The following is a 15446-nucleotide window of genomic DNA, read 5'->3' as shown; positions in this document are numbered from 1 at the left end:
GCTGCCGCTACGCGGCAACGCTGGAGCGCTCTCCGCGATGCCAAAATTACCGAAATCTACGAGGGCACCTCGGAAATCCAACGCCTGGTGATTGCGCGCGGCGAGACCGGCCTGCGCTGAGGTCGACCGCACTCCAGCGCTGCCGCTACACGTGGCAACGCTGGAGCGCTCTCCGCGATGCCACGATCGCCCAGATCCACAAAGGTGCTCCCGAAATCCGTGGTGACCGCTCCGGCGTCGGTGTGTACTCGATCGCCAGGTATCGCTTGGTAGGAGCGTGCCCGCGTGCGACGAAGCGTTGTCGATCAGTCCACATCGCGCGCAGGCATGCTCCTGCACCGGCTGGCGCGCGTGGCCTGGATGCAGTTGCCTTGCGTGAGCCGCCGAGCCGCCCGCACACATTCGCTATCGCGCAGCGCCTGAGCACGGGCGCTGCATGGGCACGCTTGTCGTTCGCTGCGCCCGCGGACCACAATCGCCGCTTCTTCCCGCTGCTGGTGCGCGCATGTTCCGGTCGTTGCACGCTGTGCTTTCCCGTCCTTTGCTGTCTGCCGTCGCGCCCGCGCTGGTGTGCTGCGCGCTATTGCTGGTCTGCGCCACGGCAGGTGCGCAGACGCCGCCTTCGATCGTGCCAACCGATCGTCTGCGCGAGTCCTGGTGGGCGCAGCGGCATGCGCAGGTGCTGGAACAGGTCAAGCAGCACCCGGATACCAAGTTGCTGCTGATCGGCGATTCGATCACTCAAAACTACGAAAAAGCCAAGGCGCCGGACGAAGACTTCCAACCGACCTGGCAAACCTTCTACGGCAGCCGCGGTGCGCTCAATCTGGGTTTCAGTGGCGACGGCACCGAAAACGTGCTGTGGCGGCTGGCCAATGGCGAAGTCGACGGGCTGCAGCCGAAGGTCGCGCTGGTGCTGATCGGCACCAACAACACCGGCCATCTCAGTCAAACTGCCGAACAGACCCAACTGGGTATCGATGCGGTGGTCGCGACGATCGAACAGAAGCTGCCGCGCACGCACATCCTCCTGCTGAGCGTGTTGCCCAGCGATCTCTCCAGCGAAAAATCGCGTCGCGATGTACAGATCAATCAGGGCCTGGCCGTGCGTTACGGCGACAATCCGCGCGTGACCTATCTGGATGTGAGCTCGGTTTTCCAGTGCGACGGCAAGCTGCGCACCGAGCTGTTTTACGACACCCGGTTCCGTCCGGCGGCCGGTGCCTTGCATCCGGACACGCGGGGGCAGCGCATGCTGGCCGAAGCGATCGAGCCCACGCTGGCGCGGCTGCTGGGCGAGCCACCGGTCAAGCCGGTGGCCGAACTCGGCCGTGACGCGGCGACCTCGCTGATGCCGGTCGACTGGCTGGAGCAGGATTCCTACGACTGGTACGCACGCCACCACGCGGCGCTAGCCGTTGCGCGCAGCCTGAAGCCGGAGGTGGTGATGATCGGCGACTCGATCACCCATTTCTGGTCCGGGCCGCCGCAGGCCACCCGTGTCAGTGGCCCGGAATCGTGGCAATGGCTGTATGGCACGCGACCGGTGCTGAATCTGGGCTTCGGCTGGGATCGCACGCAAAATGTGCTGTGGCGCATCCGCCAGGGCGAACTCGACGGCCTGGATCCGCAATGGGTGGTGTTGCATATCGGCACCAACAATCTCACCGGCACCGCCCAGTCGCGCGCCAGCACCCCGGCCGAGACTGCCCAGGGCGTGGAGGCGGTGGTCGCCGAGCTGCGTCGCCGCTTGCCCAACAGCAAGCTGATCCTGATGGCGATCATGCCGCGTGGCCGCAACGCCGACGATGCGCGGCGCGCGCCGATCGCCGAGACAAACCGACTGCTGGTTGCGCGCTATGCCAAGGATCCAGCGGTGCAGTTGGTCGATATCGGCCCGAAGATGCTGCAGCCCGACGGCACGCTGCCCGACGCGTTGATGCCCGATGGCACACATCCCAGCGAGTCCGGCTACCGCATCTGGGCGCAGGCGCTGCGCGACGCGGGGATTACCGCTGCGCCGTAACGGGGGCGGCACGCCGGGGTGTTCATGGAAAGGCGAGCGCGGCTGGTAAGTGGTGCAGTGCGGCCGCCCGCGCGCCGCTGCATCGTGCGGGCCGACAGTCGCGCTTGATTTTTAGCATTGCGCGGGCCCGCATTCCTGCATGGAGCTGGTAACGGCCAACCGGCTCAAGCCGGGCCTTCTGCGTCTCAGGTACGGCCGGGCATGGCCTGGTCTGCAGTTCCAACGCCGAACGGCCGAGCCGGGGGCCGGGCTCCCGGCAAGGGCTTGGCGCGGCAATCGAGTGCAGAGCACTGCATGTTCGAACCCCAGAAACCAGAAGACCCCCCCGATTGCTCGGAGGTCTTTTTAAACTGGTGCCCAGAAGAGGACTCGAACCTCCACGAAGTTGCCCCCGCTAGCACCTGAAGCTAGTGCGTCTACCAATTCCGCCACCTGGGCAGGTGAGCCGCGAATTTTGCAGGCTCCTGGAAGTCTTGTCAATGGTTTCTATACGGCAATCCTCGGCGGTCGCGCCGGCCTTGCCGCCCATCTCGCCGCGCCACGCAGTACCATGTAGGCAATGACAAAGAAAAAAACCCCAGATTCCGATCGGCCGAGTCGCCGCAAATCCACCGGCGCAGGCGATTCCAGCACTGCCGAACAGCAGAAGTTGCCGGGCTGGATGCCAGACTTCCTGGTCCGCGCCGCAGCCGGCGCATCGACCAAGTCAGCCGACAAGCGCGCTGCCGACAAAGCATCCAACCCCTCCAAAGCCTCGCCCCAGCCGGCGGCCGCGCCGCCTGCGCCGCGCGCCCCGCATCCGCGCAAGAGTGGTCCGTCTGCGCCGCCGCCGGAACGCTTCCAGACCGCTGCGCCTGCGACTGCCGAATTCAAGGATCCGCATGCCGAGCGCGAGGCGCTTCGGTATGCCGAGCCGATTGCCAGCCGCGAGGCCATCCTGCAATTGCTTGAAGCCTGCGACGGTCCGCAGACCGCCGAAGAAATTGCCGAGCAGCTCAATCTGAGTGGCCGCATCGATGCGCTGGGCAAGCGTCTGGCCGCAATGGTGCGCGAAGCGCAACTGGTGCAGAACCGCCGCGGCGGCTACGCGCCGGTGCAGCAGACCAGCCTGATCGCCGGTGTGGTCATCGCCAATCCGGAGGGCTTCGGTTTCCTCAAGCCCGACGAGGGCGGCGATGACCTGTTCCTGCCGCCGTTCGAAATGCGCAAAGTCATGCATGGCGACCGCGCGCTGGCCAATGTCACCGGCATCGACCGCCGCGGCCGTCGCGAAGGCGCCATCGCGCGCGTGCTCGAGCGTGGCATGTCGCGCATGCTGGGGCGTTTTTTCTATGAGCACGGTGTGGCTTACGTCGACCCCGACGACAAGCGCATCCAGCGCAATGTGCAGATCGCCCCGGACGGTATCGGCGAGGCACGCGAAGGCCAATTGGTGGTTTGCGAACTGATCGCGCCGCCGGACGCGCGTCGCCCGGCGATCGGCAAGATCATCGCGGTGCTGGGTGACAAGCTGACGCCGTCGCTGGTGGTTGAAATGGCCATCCACGGCCACGAACTGCCGCACGAATTCCCGCAGGAAGTGCTGGACGAAGCCGCGGCCGTGCCGCTGGTGGTCGAGCCACAGATGATCGGTGGGCGCGTGGACCTGCGGCAGATGCCACTGGTCACCATCGATGGCGAAGACGCCAAGGATTTCGATGACGCAGTGTATTGCGAGCCCAACGCCGACGGCTTCCGTCTGGTGGTGGCAATCGCCGATGTGTCCAACTACGTGCGTCCCGGGACGCCGCTGGACGACGAGGCGCAAAAGCGTGCCACCTCGGTGTATTTCCCCGGCTTCGTGGTGCCGATGCTGCCGGAAACGCTGTCCAACGGCATCTGCTCGCTGATGCCCAAGGTCGACCGCATGTGTTTCGTCTGCGATATGCAGGTGGGCCGCGATGGCGAAGTGACCGGCTCGCGCTTCTACGAAGCGGTGATGAATTCGCACGCACGCCTGACCTATAACCAGGTCTGGAAGGCGGTGGGCGAGGACGATGCCGACACCAAGGCCTTCATCGGCCCGCTGTTGCCGCAGGTGCAGCGCCTGCATCAGCTGTATCACGTGCTGTCGAAGGCGCGCACGCAGCGCGGGGCGATTGAGTTCGAAACCTCCGAAGTGCGCTTCGTGCTCGACAACACCGGCGAAGTCACCCAGGCCGGCATGCTGGTGCGCAACGATGCCCACAAGCTCATCGAAGAATGCATGATCGCCGCCAACGTCGAGGCGGCGCGCTACCTGCTGAGCGTGCACGTGCCCGCGCCTTACCGTGTGCATGAGCGCCCGCCGGAGAGCAAGTACGAAGACCTGCTGGAGTTCCTCAAGGAGTTCCAGCTGAGCTTGCCGGCATGGAGCAAGGTGCGCCCCGGCGACTACACCAAGTTGCTGAAAAAAGTGCGCGCCCGCCCGGATGCGGCGTTGCTGGAATCGGTGTTGCTGCGCAGCCAGAGCCTGGCGGTGTATTCGCCGGAGAACAACGGCCATTTCGGTCTGGCGTTGGAGGCATACGCGCATTTCACCTCGCCGATCCGCCGTTATCCGGACCTGCTGGTGCACCGCGCGATCAAGCACGCGCTGACCGGCGCCAGCCGGGAAAAATTCATCTACACGCCGCGGCAGATGGCGGCACTGGCGCTGCAATGCTCCGAGCGTGGACGGCGTGCCGATGAAGCCGAGCGCGAAGTGGACGAGCGCTACCGCGCAGCGTGGATGGAAAAGCACGTCGGTGGCCAGTTCGATGGCGTGATCAGCGGTGTGACAGGATTTGGTTTGTTCGTGGAGTTGACGCAGTCCAAGGTCAACGGACTGGTGCATGTCACGCAGCTGCCGCAGGACTATTACCAGTTCGATCCGATTCGCAAGACGCTCAGCGGCGAGCGCCGTGGTCGCGAGTTCCGCCTTGGCGACCCGGTGCGCGTGCTGGTGCTCAAGGCCAGCATGGAGGAGCGCAAGATCGACTTCCGCCTGGCCGAAGAAAATGGCGCAGCGCCCGAAGCGCCGCTGCCGCCACGCGAGAAGCCGACCAAGCGCAAAAAGAAATCGTACTGAGATGCAGAACGCCGCTGCGGGCCGCCGAAACGGCAGCCCGCCACGCGAGGTGGTGACAAGAGCAGCCACTAACAATTGAGTGCGGGTGGTCGGGTAGGTGTAGACGACGCTGATGAACCGCAGCGTGCCGGCGCTTCCGGCCAGGTCCCACTCCCACTGCCAGCCGCGTCCGCTTGGTGATGAGCGCAGTCGTGTTATTAGCTGTTAGCAAAGCAGGTGGGGCCATTGCAGGGAAGCGGGTCTGCAATGGTGTCCGTAATAGACTGACGCGGAGCAGGGCATGGACACTTCAAGCGAATATAGCGGTGGCTGCCAGTGCGGGGCGGTGCGGTTTCATGTGCGTGGTGCGTTGATGGACGCTTCGATCTGCCATTGCCGCATGTGCCAGAAGGCATTCGGCGCGTATTACGCGCCGCTGGTGTCAGTACGAGGCACCGAGTTTCGCTGGACCCGTGGCGAGCCCAGGCGCTTCGCATCGTCGAACGTCGTGCAGCGCGGTTTTTGCGCCGACTGCGGCACGCCATTGACGTATGAGGCACCCGACGGCGTGGCAGTTGCGGCAGGTGCCTTCGATATGCCGGAGCGGCTGCCGCCGCATATCCAATATGGTTTGGATCGCAAGCTGCCCTTCGTCGATGGCCTGGCGCAGCTGCCCACGCGTCCACCCGAAGACGATGCCGCCGCGGAGGCTTTTTTGGCCAGCGTGGTGTCGCGGCAGCATCCGGATCACGACACTGCGCATTGGCCTGCGTGAGACATCGCCCTGGTTGGAGTGTGCTGCTGATCGCGGCATGCGAGCAGTAACGGCGAAACCTCGCTCGCGGCTGCCACTCGCCGCGGCAAGACGCGCCGGTGCACCGACTGGCAGGCATCCATCGGCACAAGGGGGTGCGCGGCCAGCATGCGGTCCAATGCAGGCATGCGCCCTCGACCTCGGGCGCTGCGCGTCCAGTACCAGTGCCATCGCCGCATCGCGTCGTTGGCATCGCCGGGCTGCATGCCCCGGCCGTGACGTGACAGGCCGCAAGCCCTACCATTCCCCTTTACCTTTTCGTATGCCCGCGCAATGAGCAAGCAGAACCAGTGGATCGTCGGCGTCAATGCTGTCGCCTCGTCCGTCGAGAACGACGCCGACAACGTGCGCGAGGTGTTGATCGAGGCCGGCAGCAAGAACCCGCGCCTGACCGAGATCGAGGAACAGGCGCGCCGCAAGGGCATCGACGTACGCCGGGTCAACACGCAGGCGCTGGACGGCGTGGGCGGGCAGGTGCGCCACCAGGGCGTGGCCGCACGCTATGCCGCCGCGCGGCTATGGGCCGAGAACGAGCTGGAAGGGTTGGTCGAGGCCGCCGAAGGACGCGCGTTGGTGCTGATCCTCGATGGCGTGCAGGACCCGCACAACCTTGGCGCATGCCTGCGCAGTGCGGCAGCAGCGGGCGTCACCGCGGTGGTGATTCCCAAGGACAAGTCGGCCACGGTGAACGCCACCGTGCGCAAGACCTCCGCCGGTGCGGCCGACCGCATTCCGGTGGTGGCGGTGACCAACCTGGCGCGCTGCCTGCGCGACCTGCAGAAGCAGGGGGTGTGGTTGTATGGCTTGGCCGGCGAAGCACAGGCTTCGTTGTATAGCGTGGATCTGCGCGGCAATGTCGGGCTGGTGCTGGGTGGCGAGGCCGATGGCCTGCGCCGTCTCACCCGCGAGCACTGCGATGGCCTGGTCAAGATCCCAATGCCCGGCGAAATCGAAAGCCTCAATGTGTCGGTCGCGACCGGTGTGACCTTGTTCGAGGCCGTGCGCCAGCGCCTGGGCACCTAACGGCCTGCATGCATCAGGTGCGGGCGCAGGCGTGCCGGCCTGCGTATCGCACGCGCGTTAGGCGATGCACCGCAGCGCCAACGCTTGATCGTTGCATTGCCGATGGGCAACTGCGCAATGTTCCGCGCAGATGCAGGTCGCGGGGCGCTGCCAGGCGCACGCGCAGGGAGTTGCAGCAAGGCTTTCCAGACCTGCGCAGACATCGTCGAACGCAGTGCGACGTTTTTGCCTACCATATCGCCAGCGAACGGCGCGTTGTGTGTGATGAACGATGGGGTGGGCGCCTGGCAAACAGGCGAGAGCAGTTGCGGCGTCCAGGCGTCAGCACGACGAAACAACAGACGCCAGCAGCGCTGGCTCGGTGTCGGCGCCTGCCTGCTGCTGGCGCTGTGTTCGCTTGTTGCGGCTGCCTCGCCGGCCGGAACGGCGCGCTTGCGCGATTACGCCATCGACAGCTGGAGTTCGCGCAACGGGCTCCCGCACAACTCCTTGCGCGACATCGCCCAGACCCGCGACGGGTATCTGTGGTTCGCGACCTGGGAAGGCCTGGTGCGCTACAACGGGCTGGAATTCAGCGTGATCGACCGCAGCACGTGCCCGGGGCTGCCCGATAACGGCGTCGGTGCGCTGTATGTAGATCGCGATGGCGCGCTGTGGCTGAGCGATGCGCGCGGCAATCTGGTCCGGCATGGTGCCGACGGACAATGGCGACAGTGGCAGCGGCAAGGGCAGTGGCCGCAGGCGTTGATCCATGCCATGACCATGGATGCCGAAGGCCGCATGTGGCTGTTGTTCGAAGGGCACGGGCTGGGTTGCCTGTGGCCGGATGGGCGCTTCGACTATTTCCCGCCGCACGATGACGCACCGCTGCAGAGCAGCTTTCCGCGCATGGCGGTCGATGCGCAGGGGCGCTTGTTGATCGGTACCTTCGATGGATTGATCTATCGCGAACCGGATGGGCGCATGCACCGCGCGCCGGCCGCGTTCGGGTTTCCACCGGGGTTGGCATGGCCGTATCGCGCAACGGACGGCACGGTGTGGGTGGTTGCGGGCGATCAGCTGTATCGCCTGCAGGGCGAGCGCGCCGAGCTGGTGCATCGGGTGCCGGGGCAGGGCCACTTCACCGCGATGCTGCAGGATCGCCACGGCGACCTGTGGCTGGGCAGCGAAAACCAGGGGCTGCTGCGGATCGGGCCTTACGGCGTGGAGCATCTGCCGGCCGGTCGCAGCCTGCCGACCGGGCGCATCGTCAGCCTGCGAGAGGACGCCGAAGGCAGTATCTGGGTCGGCGCCAACGGCGGTCTGTTCCGGCTACGCGAGACCTTGTTCAGCAGCTACAGCCAGCGCGATGGATTAAGCGGCGACTACAGCCGTGCCATGTTGGAAGACCGCGATGGCAGCCTGTGGATCGCCGGAACCGCCGGCCTGGACCGGATGCTGCCGGACGGGCGCATCGTGCCGGTGCCGGTGGTCACACCCTCCCGGCGACGCCTTTCGGTGCTCAGTCTGGCGTTGGACCGGCGCGGCGATCTCTGGGTGGGCACCTATGCCGATGGCGTGTTCGTATTGCGCGCTGGGCGCGTGCTGCGCCACTACGGCGAGGCCGAGGGCATTCCCGGCGGGCATATCCGCGCGATCGTGATCGACGACCGCGATGCGGTATGGCTGGCAACCCAGCGTGGCGTGGTGCAGCTGGTGGATGGCAAGCGCGCGCCGTTGGCGATCGCAGGCTTGCCTGTCAGCGTGGTGACCGCATTGGCCAGCGTCGATGGCGCGGTGTGGATCGGTTCGGTCGATGGTGCGGCAGTGCTGCGCAACGGCAAGCTGCGCCAGTTGAATCTGGAGCAACTGGGCGGCGCGCGCAGCGTGTTCGGGTTTCAGGCCATCGGCGATGCCATGTGGATTGCGACCGACCGCGGTCTGTATCGCGAGCGCAATGGCGTGCTCGCCCGCGTCGGGCTGGAGCAGGGCATGCCGGTTGACACGGTGTTCCAGCTTGTCGAAGACCGGCTTGGCAATGCGTGGATCAGCAGCAACCGCGGCGTGCTGCGTACCGAATTCAAGACGCTCGATGCAGTGGCCGATGGGCGCGGCACGCTCGCGATCGAACGCTATGGCGAGATCGACGGCATGGGCAATGCGCAGGCCAACGGTAGTTCCGGCCCCAGCCTGTTGCGGCGTGCCGACGGCACGGTGTGGGTGGTGACAGCTGGCGGGGTGAGCATGGTCGATCCCTCGCGTCTGCAGCGCTTTCGCGAACGTCGCCCGCCGCCGGCAGTGATCGAGAACGTGCAGCAAGATGGCAACCCGTTGGTGTGGCGCCAGCGCGCACAATTGCCTGGCGGGCATCGCTTGAACGTGTCCTACGTCGGCATGAGCTTTCTGCTGCCGGAGCGAATCGAATACCGCACCCGACTGGAAGGCCTGGACAATACCTGGACAGAACGCGGCCGGCAGCGCAGCGTGGAATTCATCGGCCTGCCGCCGGGCCGATATCGTCTACACGTGGCTGCGCGCCATCCGGGCGGGGCATGGAGCCCGCACGAAGCGGTGTGGGCGTTCGAGGTATTGCCGCTGTGGTGGCAACGCCAGGATGTGCGCTTTGCCGCGGCGCTGGGGGCGCTCTTGCTGCTGGCCTTGCTGTATCGCGTGTTGCTGCATCGCTACCAGACCCATAACGCGCGCCTGGCCGAGCTGGTGCGCAAGCGCACCGAAGACCTGCAACGGCAGGCGCAGCGTTTGCTGCAGGCCAACCAGGAAAAGAGCGAACTCTTGACGCGTTTGCGCATCAAGTCCGATGTGTTCGAGCGCCAGGCGCACGAAGATGCGTTGACCGGGCTGCCAAACCGTCGCCATTTCGACGAAGCGCTGGCGCGCGATATCAGCCGTGCAAGGCGCAGTGCGCGGCCGCTGGTGCTGGCGATTCTGGATATCGATCACTTCAAGCGCATCAACGACCATTATTCGCACGCCAGCGGCGATGCGGTTCTGCACGAGGTGGGAGTGCTCCTGACCGCGGCCGCGCGCGCCTCGGATCTGCCGGCCCGCCTGGGCGGCGAAGAATTCGCGCTGCTATTGGCCGACACCACGTTGGACGAGGCACAGGCGCTCTGCCTGCGCATCCGCGCGCTCTTCCATGCCCGCCACAACTGGGCCAGCGTCGAGGGCTTGCAGGTGACCTTCAGCGCCGGTGTTGCCGCGCTGCGCGACGACGAGACCGGCTCGTCGCTGATGCAGCGTGCCGATCATGCCTTGTACGAGGCCAAGAGCGCCGGCCGCGATCGGATCTGTGTGGGTTAGACGCCGGGATTCGGGAATCGGGATTTGGGATTCGCAACGGCAGTGCAGGTGTTCCTTCTCCTGCACGAGAAAGTGCCCAGAAGGGCGGATGAGGCTACGGCAGCAAGCAGCCGTGCTGCGTCGTGATCAGACGGTTGCGGCTCGTGTTTGGTAAACGTACGCGATTGGCCGCCTCAATCCAGAAACCACGACGCTTCTACCAATCCCGAATGCCCACTCCCGCATCCCGCCCTCACACCGGCCCGGGCCAGGCGTTGGCGATCTTGCAGAACAGGCGTGCGGTTTGTTCGGTGTCGTAGACCGCGCTGTGGGCGTCGGCGGCATTCCAGTCCAGTCCTGCGGCCTGGGCGGCGCGTGCCAGCACGGTCTGGCCGTAGGCCACGCCAGCCAACGTCACCGTGTCGAACACGCTGAAAGGATGAAACGGGTTGCGTTTGTGGCCCACGCGCGCCACGGCCGCGTTGAGAAAATTCAGGTCGAAATGGGCGTTGTGGCCGACCAGGATTGCGCGCTGGCAGCCGTATTTCTTCACTGCCGCGCGCACCGGCGCGAACACATGATCCAGCGCGTCCTTTTCCTGTTTCGCGAAGCGGAACGGGTGGTCGAGCACGATTCCGGTGATTTCCAGCGACTTCGGGTCGATCTCCAGCCCGGGCGCCGGTACCAGGTGGGCGCTGGCGGTCTCGCCGGGAAAGAAGCGTCCATCGGCATCCATTTCGATCGGCACGCAGGCGATCTCCAGCAGTGCGTGCCTGTTCCAGTCGAACCCGCCGGTTTCCACATCCACCACCACGGGCAGATAGCCACGAAAGCGGCGCGACATCGGCAAAAAGGAGGGGGCAGGCTGTGCATCGACCGGTTCGTTCATCCGCATAGCCTAGCAGGTCGCACGCCGGGCTCTGCCCTGGCTGCAGCTGGCACGCTCACACCGGCGGCAGCGCAGACCCACGCGATCCGGTGCATGACCTAACGCCACTGGCCTTGGCATGCATTGCCGCCCCACTGTCTGCAAGCGTGTTTCTCGAGCCGGGCGACTGCAGACCACGCAGCGGCCGTCGCCCCATACCGAAACGAAGAGGCCCGATCCGCGTTGCCACGGACCGGGCCTGCCTAACGACACGGTGAGCGAGCGCTTAGCGAGCCGCGACGACGCTGGCAATCAGCCCGGTGGCGACTGCGATCAGCACATACGTGTTGTCCACCCGACGCCATTCGTGCCCGCGCGGCGGCGGCTTGAGATGATGCTTGTGGTAGTCGGCAACGCGGCTGCCACGATGGTACGGCGCCAGCCGCTCGCCGCGGCGATACGGCGGGCCGCGCCGGTCGTTGCGATGATCGTCGTGATGTGCGTTGCGGCGGTCGTCGTGCCGGTCGTCGCGATGGTCGTCACGATGGTCGTCACGGCGATCAGGGCCATGTTCGTCGTGACGCTGCGCATCGCGGTCACGGTCGTGATCGAGGTCGTGCTGCTGCGGCGCTGCAAACGCTGCGCCAGAGGTCAGCAGCGTCAAGGCCATGAAAGATCCAATGAAGCGTTTCATCAGCGGACTCCTGCGTCGCAGGAAATGCCTGTGCACCTGCACCCTAGAAGTTCCAAGCTGAATACGTAATGAGAAGGCCTTCCGACACCTCGCCGGCACGACCGTCGCCGCGGTCTAGATGACGCCGGTGCTGCTGGTGTCGTCGCGCTTCACCCGCGGAGGCAAGGGCTGCTCGCCATGCACCAGGAACCAGACGTTCTCGGCGATGTTGGTGGCGTGGTCGCCAATGCGTTCCAGATTCTTTGCCATGAACAGCAGATGCGTACACGGGGTGATATTGCGCGGGTCTTCCATCATGTAGGTGAGCAGCTCGCGGAACAACGCGGTGTATTGCGCATCCAGGCGTGCGTCTTCGTCGCGGACGCGGATCGCCGCATCGGCATCCTTGTTGCGATACGCCTGTACGGCTTCGCGCACCGCATCGGCCGCCATCTGGCCAAGCGCGCGCAGGCCCACGGTCTGCGGCAGCGGCGGTGCGGAATTGAGCGCGATCGAGCGCTTGGCCACGTTGGCCGCGTAATCGCCGATACGTTCGATATCGGCCGGAATCCGCAGGCCTGCAAGAATTTCGCGCAGATCGCGCGCCATCGGCCCGCGCAATGCCAGCCGCATCACGTCGTGGCTGATTGCATGCTCCAGCGCGTCGATCGCCTCGTCGTTGACCACGATGCGGTGCGCGGCATTGTCGTCGCGACGCTCCACCACATCCAGTGCGGCTTCCAGCTGCGCCACCGCCGTCTCGCCCATGCGCACGATCTCGGCGACAAGACGGTACTGCTCCTCGTCGTAGCTTTTGACGATATGGTCGTTGAGGTGCTGGTTCATCGTGATCTCGATTCGTGGCAGTGGTGGATGTCCGCCGTTACCTTGGCGACATGGCAGACGATGCAAATGTCGTGCCGGGCGGTGCGGCGGAACTGCGTCAATGCGGCGTTGCGCTGGCGCGCCTTACATCAACCGAAGCGGCCGGTGATGTAGTCCTCGGTCTGCTGCTTGGATGGCTGGGAAAAAATGGTTTCGGTGCGGTCGTGCTCGATCAGGTCGCCCAGGTACATGAAGGCGGTGTAGTCGGAGACGCGGGCGGCCTGCTGCATGTTGTGGGTCACGATCACGATGGTGTAGTCGCGCTTGAGCTCTTCTACCAGTTGCTCGATACGGCTGGTGGAGATCGGGTCCAGCGCGGACGTCGGTTCGTCCAGCAACAACACATCCGGGCGCAGCGCCACCGCACGTGCGATGCACAGGCGCTGCTGCTGGCCGCCGGACAGCCCCAGCGCGCTCTGCCCCAGCTTGTCCTTCACCTCGTCCCATAGCGCGCCCTGACGCAAGGCCTGCTCGACGCGGTTCTGCATGTCGGCCTTGGACAGTTTTTCGTGGTGACGGATGCCGTAAGCCACGTTTTCGAAGATGGTCATCGGAAACGGCACCGGCTTCTGGAACACCATGCCCACCTTGCTGCGCAGGCGGTTCATCGGGTACTTCGGCGACAGGATGTTTTCGTTGTCCAGCAAGACCTCGCCGCGCGCTTCCATCTTCGGGTAGAGCGCATAGATGCGGTTGAAGATGCGCAGCAAGGTCGACTTGCCGCAGCCGGAGGGACCGATCAACGCGGTGACGCGCTTTTCGGGGATCTCGATGTTGATGCTCTTGAGCGCGTGGTATTTGTCGTAATAGAAATCCAGATTGCGTGCGGCCACCTTCACCGGCGCCTGCGCCGTCGGCGCCCCAGTGGCGGCCGGAACAGCGATGCGATGCATCGGCTTGGCGTTTTGGAGATCGTCCATGTCGGGTGTCCGGAAGGAAAGGTCAGTCATTGGAGATCTTGTTGCGCAAGAGCATGGCGCGCGCACCCAGGCTGACCAGCAACACGAACACGGTCAGTACCAGCGCGCCGGCCCAGGCCAGCGTTTGCCAGGTGTCGTACGGGCTGCCGGCAAACTGGTTCATGATCACCGGCACGCTGGCCATCGGCTGGAAGATGTTGCTGTTCCAGTACTGGTTGCCGAACGCGGTGAACAGCAGCGGTGCGGTTTCGCCACTGATGCGTGCCAGCGCCAGCAGCACGCCGGTGACGATGCCTGCCGAGGCGCTGCGGTACAGCACCTGCACCGTGACTTTCCATTGGGGAATGCCCAACGACAATACCGCTTCACGCATCTGCGCCGGCACCAACCGCAGCATCTCGTCGGTGGTGCGCACCACCACCGGCAGCACGATGAAGGCCAGCGACAGCGCACCGGCGAATGCCGAAAAGCGCCCGCCGGTCTGCATCACGTACAAGGTGTAGACGAACAGGCCCAGCACGATCGAGGGCGCCGACAACAGGATGTCGTTGACGAAGCGCACCACCACGCCGGCCTTGCGCGCGTTGCCGTACTCGGCCAGCCAGGTGCCGGCTGCAATCCCCAGCGGCGTGCCGATGGCCAGCGCCAGCCCGCACATCACCGCACTGCCGAAGAAGGCGTTGAGCAGGCCGCCTTCCTGCATCGGCGGCGGCGTCATCTTGGTAAACAGGTTGAGGTCGATGCCCGGCACGCCCTTGGACACCAGCGTCCACAGGATCCAGGCCAGGAAGAACAGACCAAACAATGCAGTGACGCACGAGAGCAGCAACGCGATGGCGTTGGTGACCCGGCGGCGGTTGTACAGCGATTGCGACACCGAAGCGGCGGACATCAGTTACCCTCCCGACGCGACAACTGCATCAGCATGAAGCGCGCGATGGCCAGCACGATGAAGGTCACGATGAACAGCACGAAGCCCAGCAGCAGCAATGCCGACCGGTAGGTTTCGGTGGCCTCGCCGAAATCGTTGGCGATCAACGCCGCGATGGTGGTGCCAGGCTCCAGCAGCGACGGCGACAGACGTACCGTGTTGCCGACCACGAAGGCCACCGCCATGGTTTCGCCCAGCGCACGCCCCAGCCCCAGGAACACGCCACCGATCACCGCCGAGCGGGTGTAGGGCAGCACGATGTCCCAGCTCACTTCCCATTTGGTCGAGCCCAGCGCGTACGCCGATTCCTTCAAGCGCGTGGGCACGGTCAAAAAGACTTCGCGCATCACCGAGGAAATGAAGGGAATCACCATGATTGCCAGCACGAAGCCGGCCGTCAGCAGGCCGATGCCCAACGGCGGGCCCTGGAACAACGGGCCGATCAGCGGCAGCGTGCCGAGATGATCGTTGAGCCATGGTGTGACGTGTTCGGTCATCACCGGCACCAGCACGAACAGGCCCCACATGCCGTAGATGATCGACGGGATGCCGGCCAGCAATTCGATGGCGGTGCCCACCGGGCCACGCAACCAACGCGGTGCCACCTCGGTTAGAAAGAACGCGATACCGAAACTCACCGGCACCGCAATCAGCATCGCAATGACTGCGGTGACCAGGGTGCCGTAGATCGGTGCCAGCGCACCGTATTTGTTTTCGACCGGATTCCAGTCGGCCGAATAGAAGAAACTCAGGCCCTGCATCTGCAAGGCATGGCGTCCGCCCCACAGCATCGACAGTGCCGCGCTGCCGAGCGCCAACAGGACGAAAACGACCGTGGCGGCCAGCGCAAGCTTGAACAGGCGATCGGCGCGTGCGTCGCGCAGGTCGCGGCCGCGGGGCGCGGTCATCGCTTCGGGAATGGCGGTGGCATTCATTCGATTGGACTCGTCACCCGCGCAA

General features: G+C 65.1%; 11 protein-coding genes, 1 tRNA gene and 1 pseudogene. 6 read left to right on the top strand and 7 right to left on the bottom strand.

Going from position 1 to position 15446, the window contains the following annotated elements; translation table 11 throughout:
• Positions 1-33 precede the first annotated feature (33 nt).
• Together ACCQ03_RS10105 and ACCQ03_RS10100 are read left to right on the top strand one after the other, a co-directional pair.
• Positions 34-120 (top strand): annotated as a pseudogene (locus ACCQ03_RS10105) (acyl-CoA dehydrogenase family protein); the annotation flags it as partial.
• A 385-nt stretch (positions 121-505) separates the two neighbouring features.
• A complete protein-coding gene (locus tag ACCQ03_RS10100; RefSeq protein WP_170922367.1) occupies positions 506-2026 on the top strand; it encodes a platelet-activating factor acetylhydrolase IB subunit in 1521 nt (506 codons plus the stop codon).
• Positions 2027-2377: 351 nt separating this feature from the next.
• Here ACCQ03_RS10100 and ACCQ03_RS10095 read toward each other — a convergent pair.
• A tRNA-Leu gene (locus ACCQ03_RS10095) sits at positions 2378-2464 on the bottom strand.
• Positions 2465-2585: 121 nt separating this feature from the next.
• Here ACCQ03_RS10095 and rnr point away from each other — a divergent pair.
• The 4 genes from rnr (at position 2586) to ACCQ03_RS10075 (ending at position 10230) form a co-directional block, all read left to right on the top strand.
• Positions 2586-5114 (top strand): ribonuclease R, encoded by a 2529-nt coding sequence (gene rnr, locus ACCQ03_RS10090; protein WP_057677695.1) that lies wholly within the window; start codon positions 2586-2588, stop codon positions 5112-5114.
• A gap of 280 nt (positions 5115-5394) precedes the next feature.
• Positions 5395-5868: a GFA family protein gene (locus tag ACCQ03_RS10085; RefSeq protein WP_057677696.1), complete on the top strand. Its 474-nt coding sequence runs from the start codon at positions 5395-5397 to the stop codon at positions 5866-5868.
• A gap of 312 nt (positions 5869-6180) precedes the next feature.
• On the top strand, positions 6181-6930 hold the full coding sequence (gene rlmB, locus ACCQ03_RS10080; RefSeq protein WP_057677697.1) for a 23S rRNA (guanosine(2251)-2'-O)-methyltransferase RlmB: 750 nt from the start codon (positions 6181-6183) through the stop codon (positions 6928-6930).
• 264 nt (positions 6931-7194) lie between these two features.
• A complete protein-coding gene (locus ACCQ03_RS10075) occupies positions 7195-10230 on the top strand; it encodes a ligand-binding sensor domain-containing diguanylate cyclase (protein ID WP_209226468.1) in 3036 nt (1011 codons plus the stop codon).
• Positions 10231-10462: 232 nt separating this feature from the next.
• Here ACCQ03_RS10075 and rnt read toward each other — a convergent pair whose 3' ends face one another.
• From rnt to pstC, 6 genes are all read right to left on the bottom strand, one after another.
• On the bottom strand, positions 10463-11104 hold the full coding sequence (gene rnt, locus ACCQ03_RS10070; RefSeq protein WP_104620487.1) for a ribonuclease T: 642 nt from the start codon (positions 11102-11104) through the stop codon (positions 10463-10465).
• 259 nt (positions 11105-11363) lie between these two features.
• Complete coding sequence (locus ACCQ03_RS10065) at positions 11364-11771, bottom strand: RcnB family protein (protein ID WP_209228335.1); 408 nt, start codon at positions 11769-11771, stop codon at positions 11364-11366.
• Positions 11772-11885: 114 nt separating this feature from the next.
• Entirely contained in the window at positions 11886-12596 is a 711-nt protein-coding gene (phoU, locus tag ACCQ03_RS10060) for a phosphate signaling complex protein PhoU (RefSeq protein ID WP_209226461.1), read from the bottom strand.
• Between the two features lie 128 nt (positions 12597-12724).
• Positions 12725-13555: a phosphate ABC transporter ATP-binding protein PstB gene (pstB, locus tag ACCQ03_RS10055; protein ID WP_209226460.1), complete on the bottom strand. Its 831-nt coding sequence runs from the start codon at positions 13553-13555 to the stop codon at positions 12725-12727.
• Positions 13556-13577: 22 nt separating this feature from the next.
• On the bottom strand, positions 13578-14447 hold the full coding sequence (gene pstA, locus ACCQ03_RS10050) for a phosphate ABC transporter permease PstA (RefSeq protein WP_209226457.1): 870 nt from the start codon (positions 14445-14447) through the stop codon (positions 13578-13580).
• Positions 14447-15421: a phosphate ABC transporter permease subunit PstC gene (gene pstC, locus ACCQ03_RS10045; protein WP_003487154.1), complete on the bottom strand. Its 975-nt coding sequence runs from the start codon at positions 15419-15421 to the stop codon at positions 14447-14449. The genes pstA and pstC overlap by 1 nt, the downstream gene beginning before the upstream one ends.
• Positions 15422-15446 lie beyond the last annotated feature (25 nt).

This window comes from Xanthomonas sp. NCPPB 3569, assembly GCF_041475645.2.
Lineage (GTDB): Bacteria > Pseudomonadota > Gammaproteobacteria > Xanthomonadales > Xanthomonadaceae > Xanthomonas > Xanthomonas phaseoli.
This window is presented reverse-complemented; position numbering and strand designations above follow the sequence as displayed.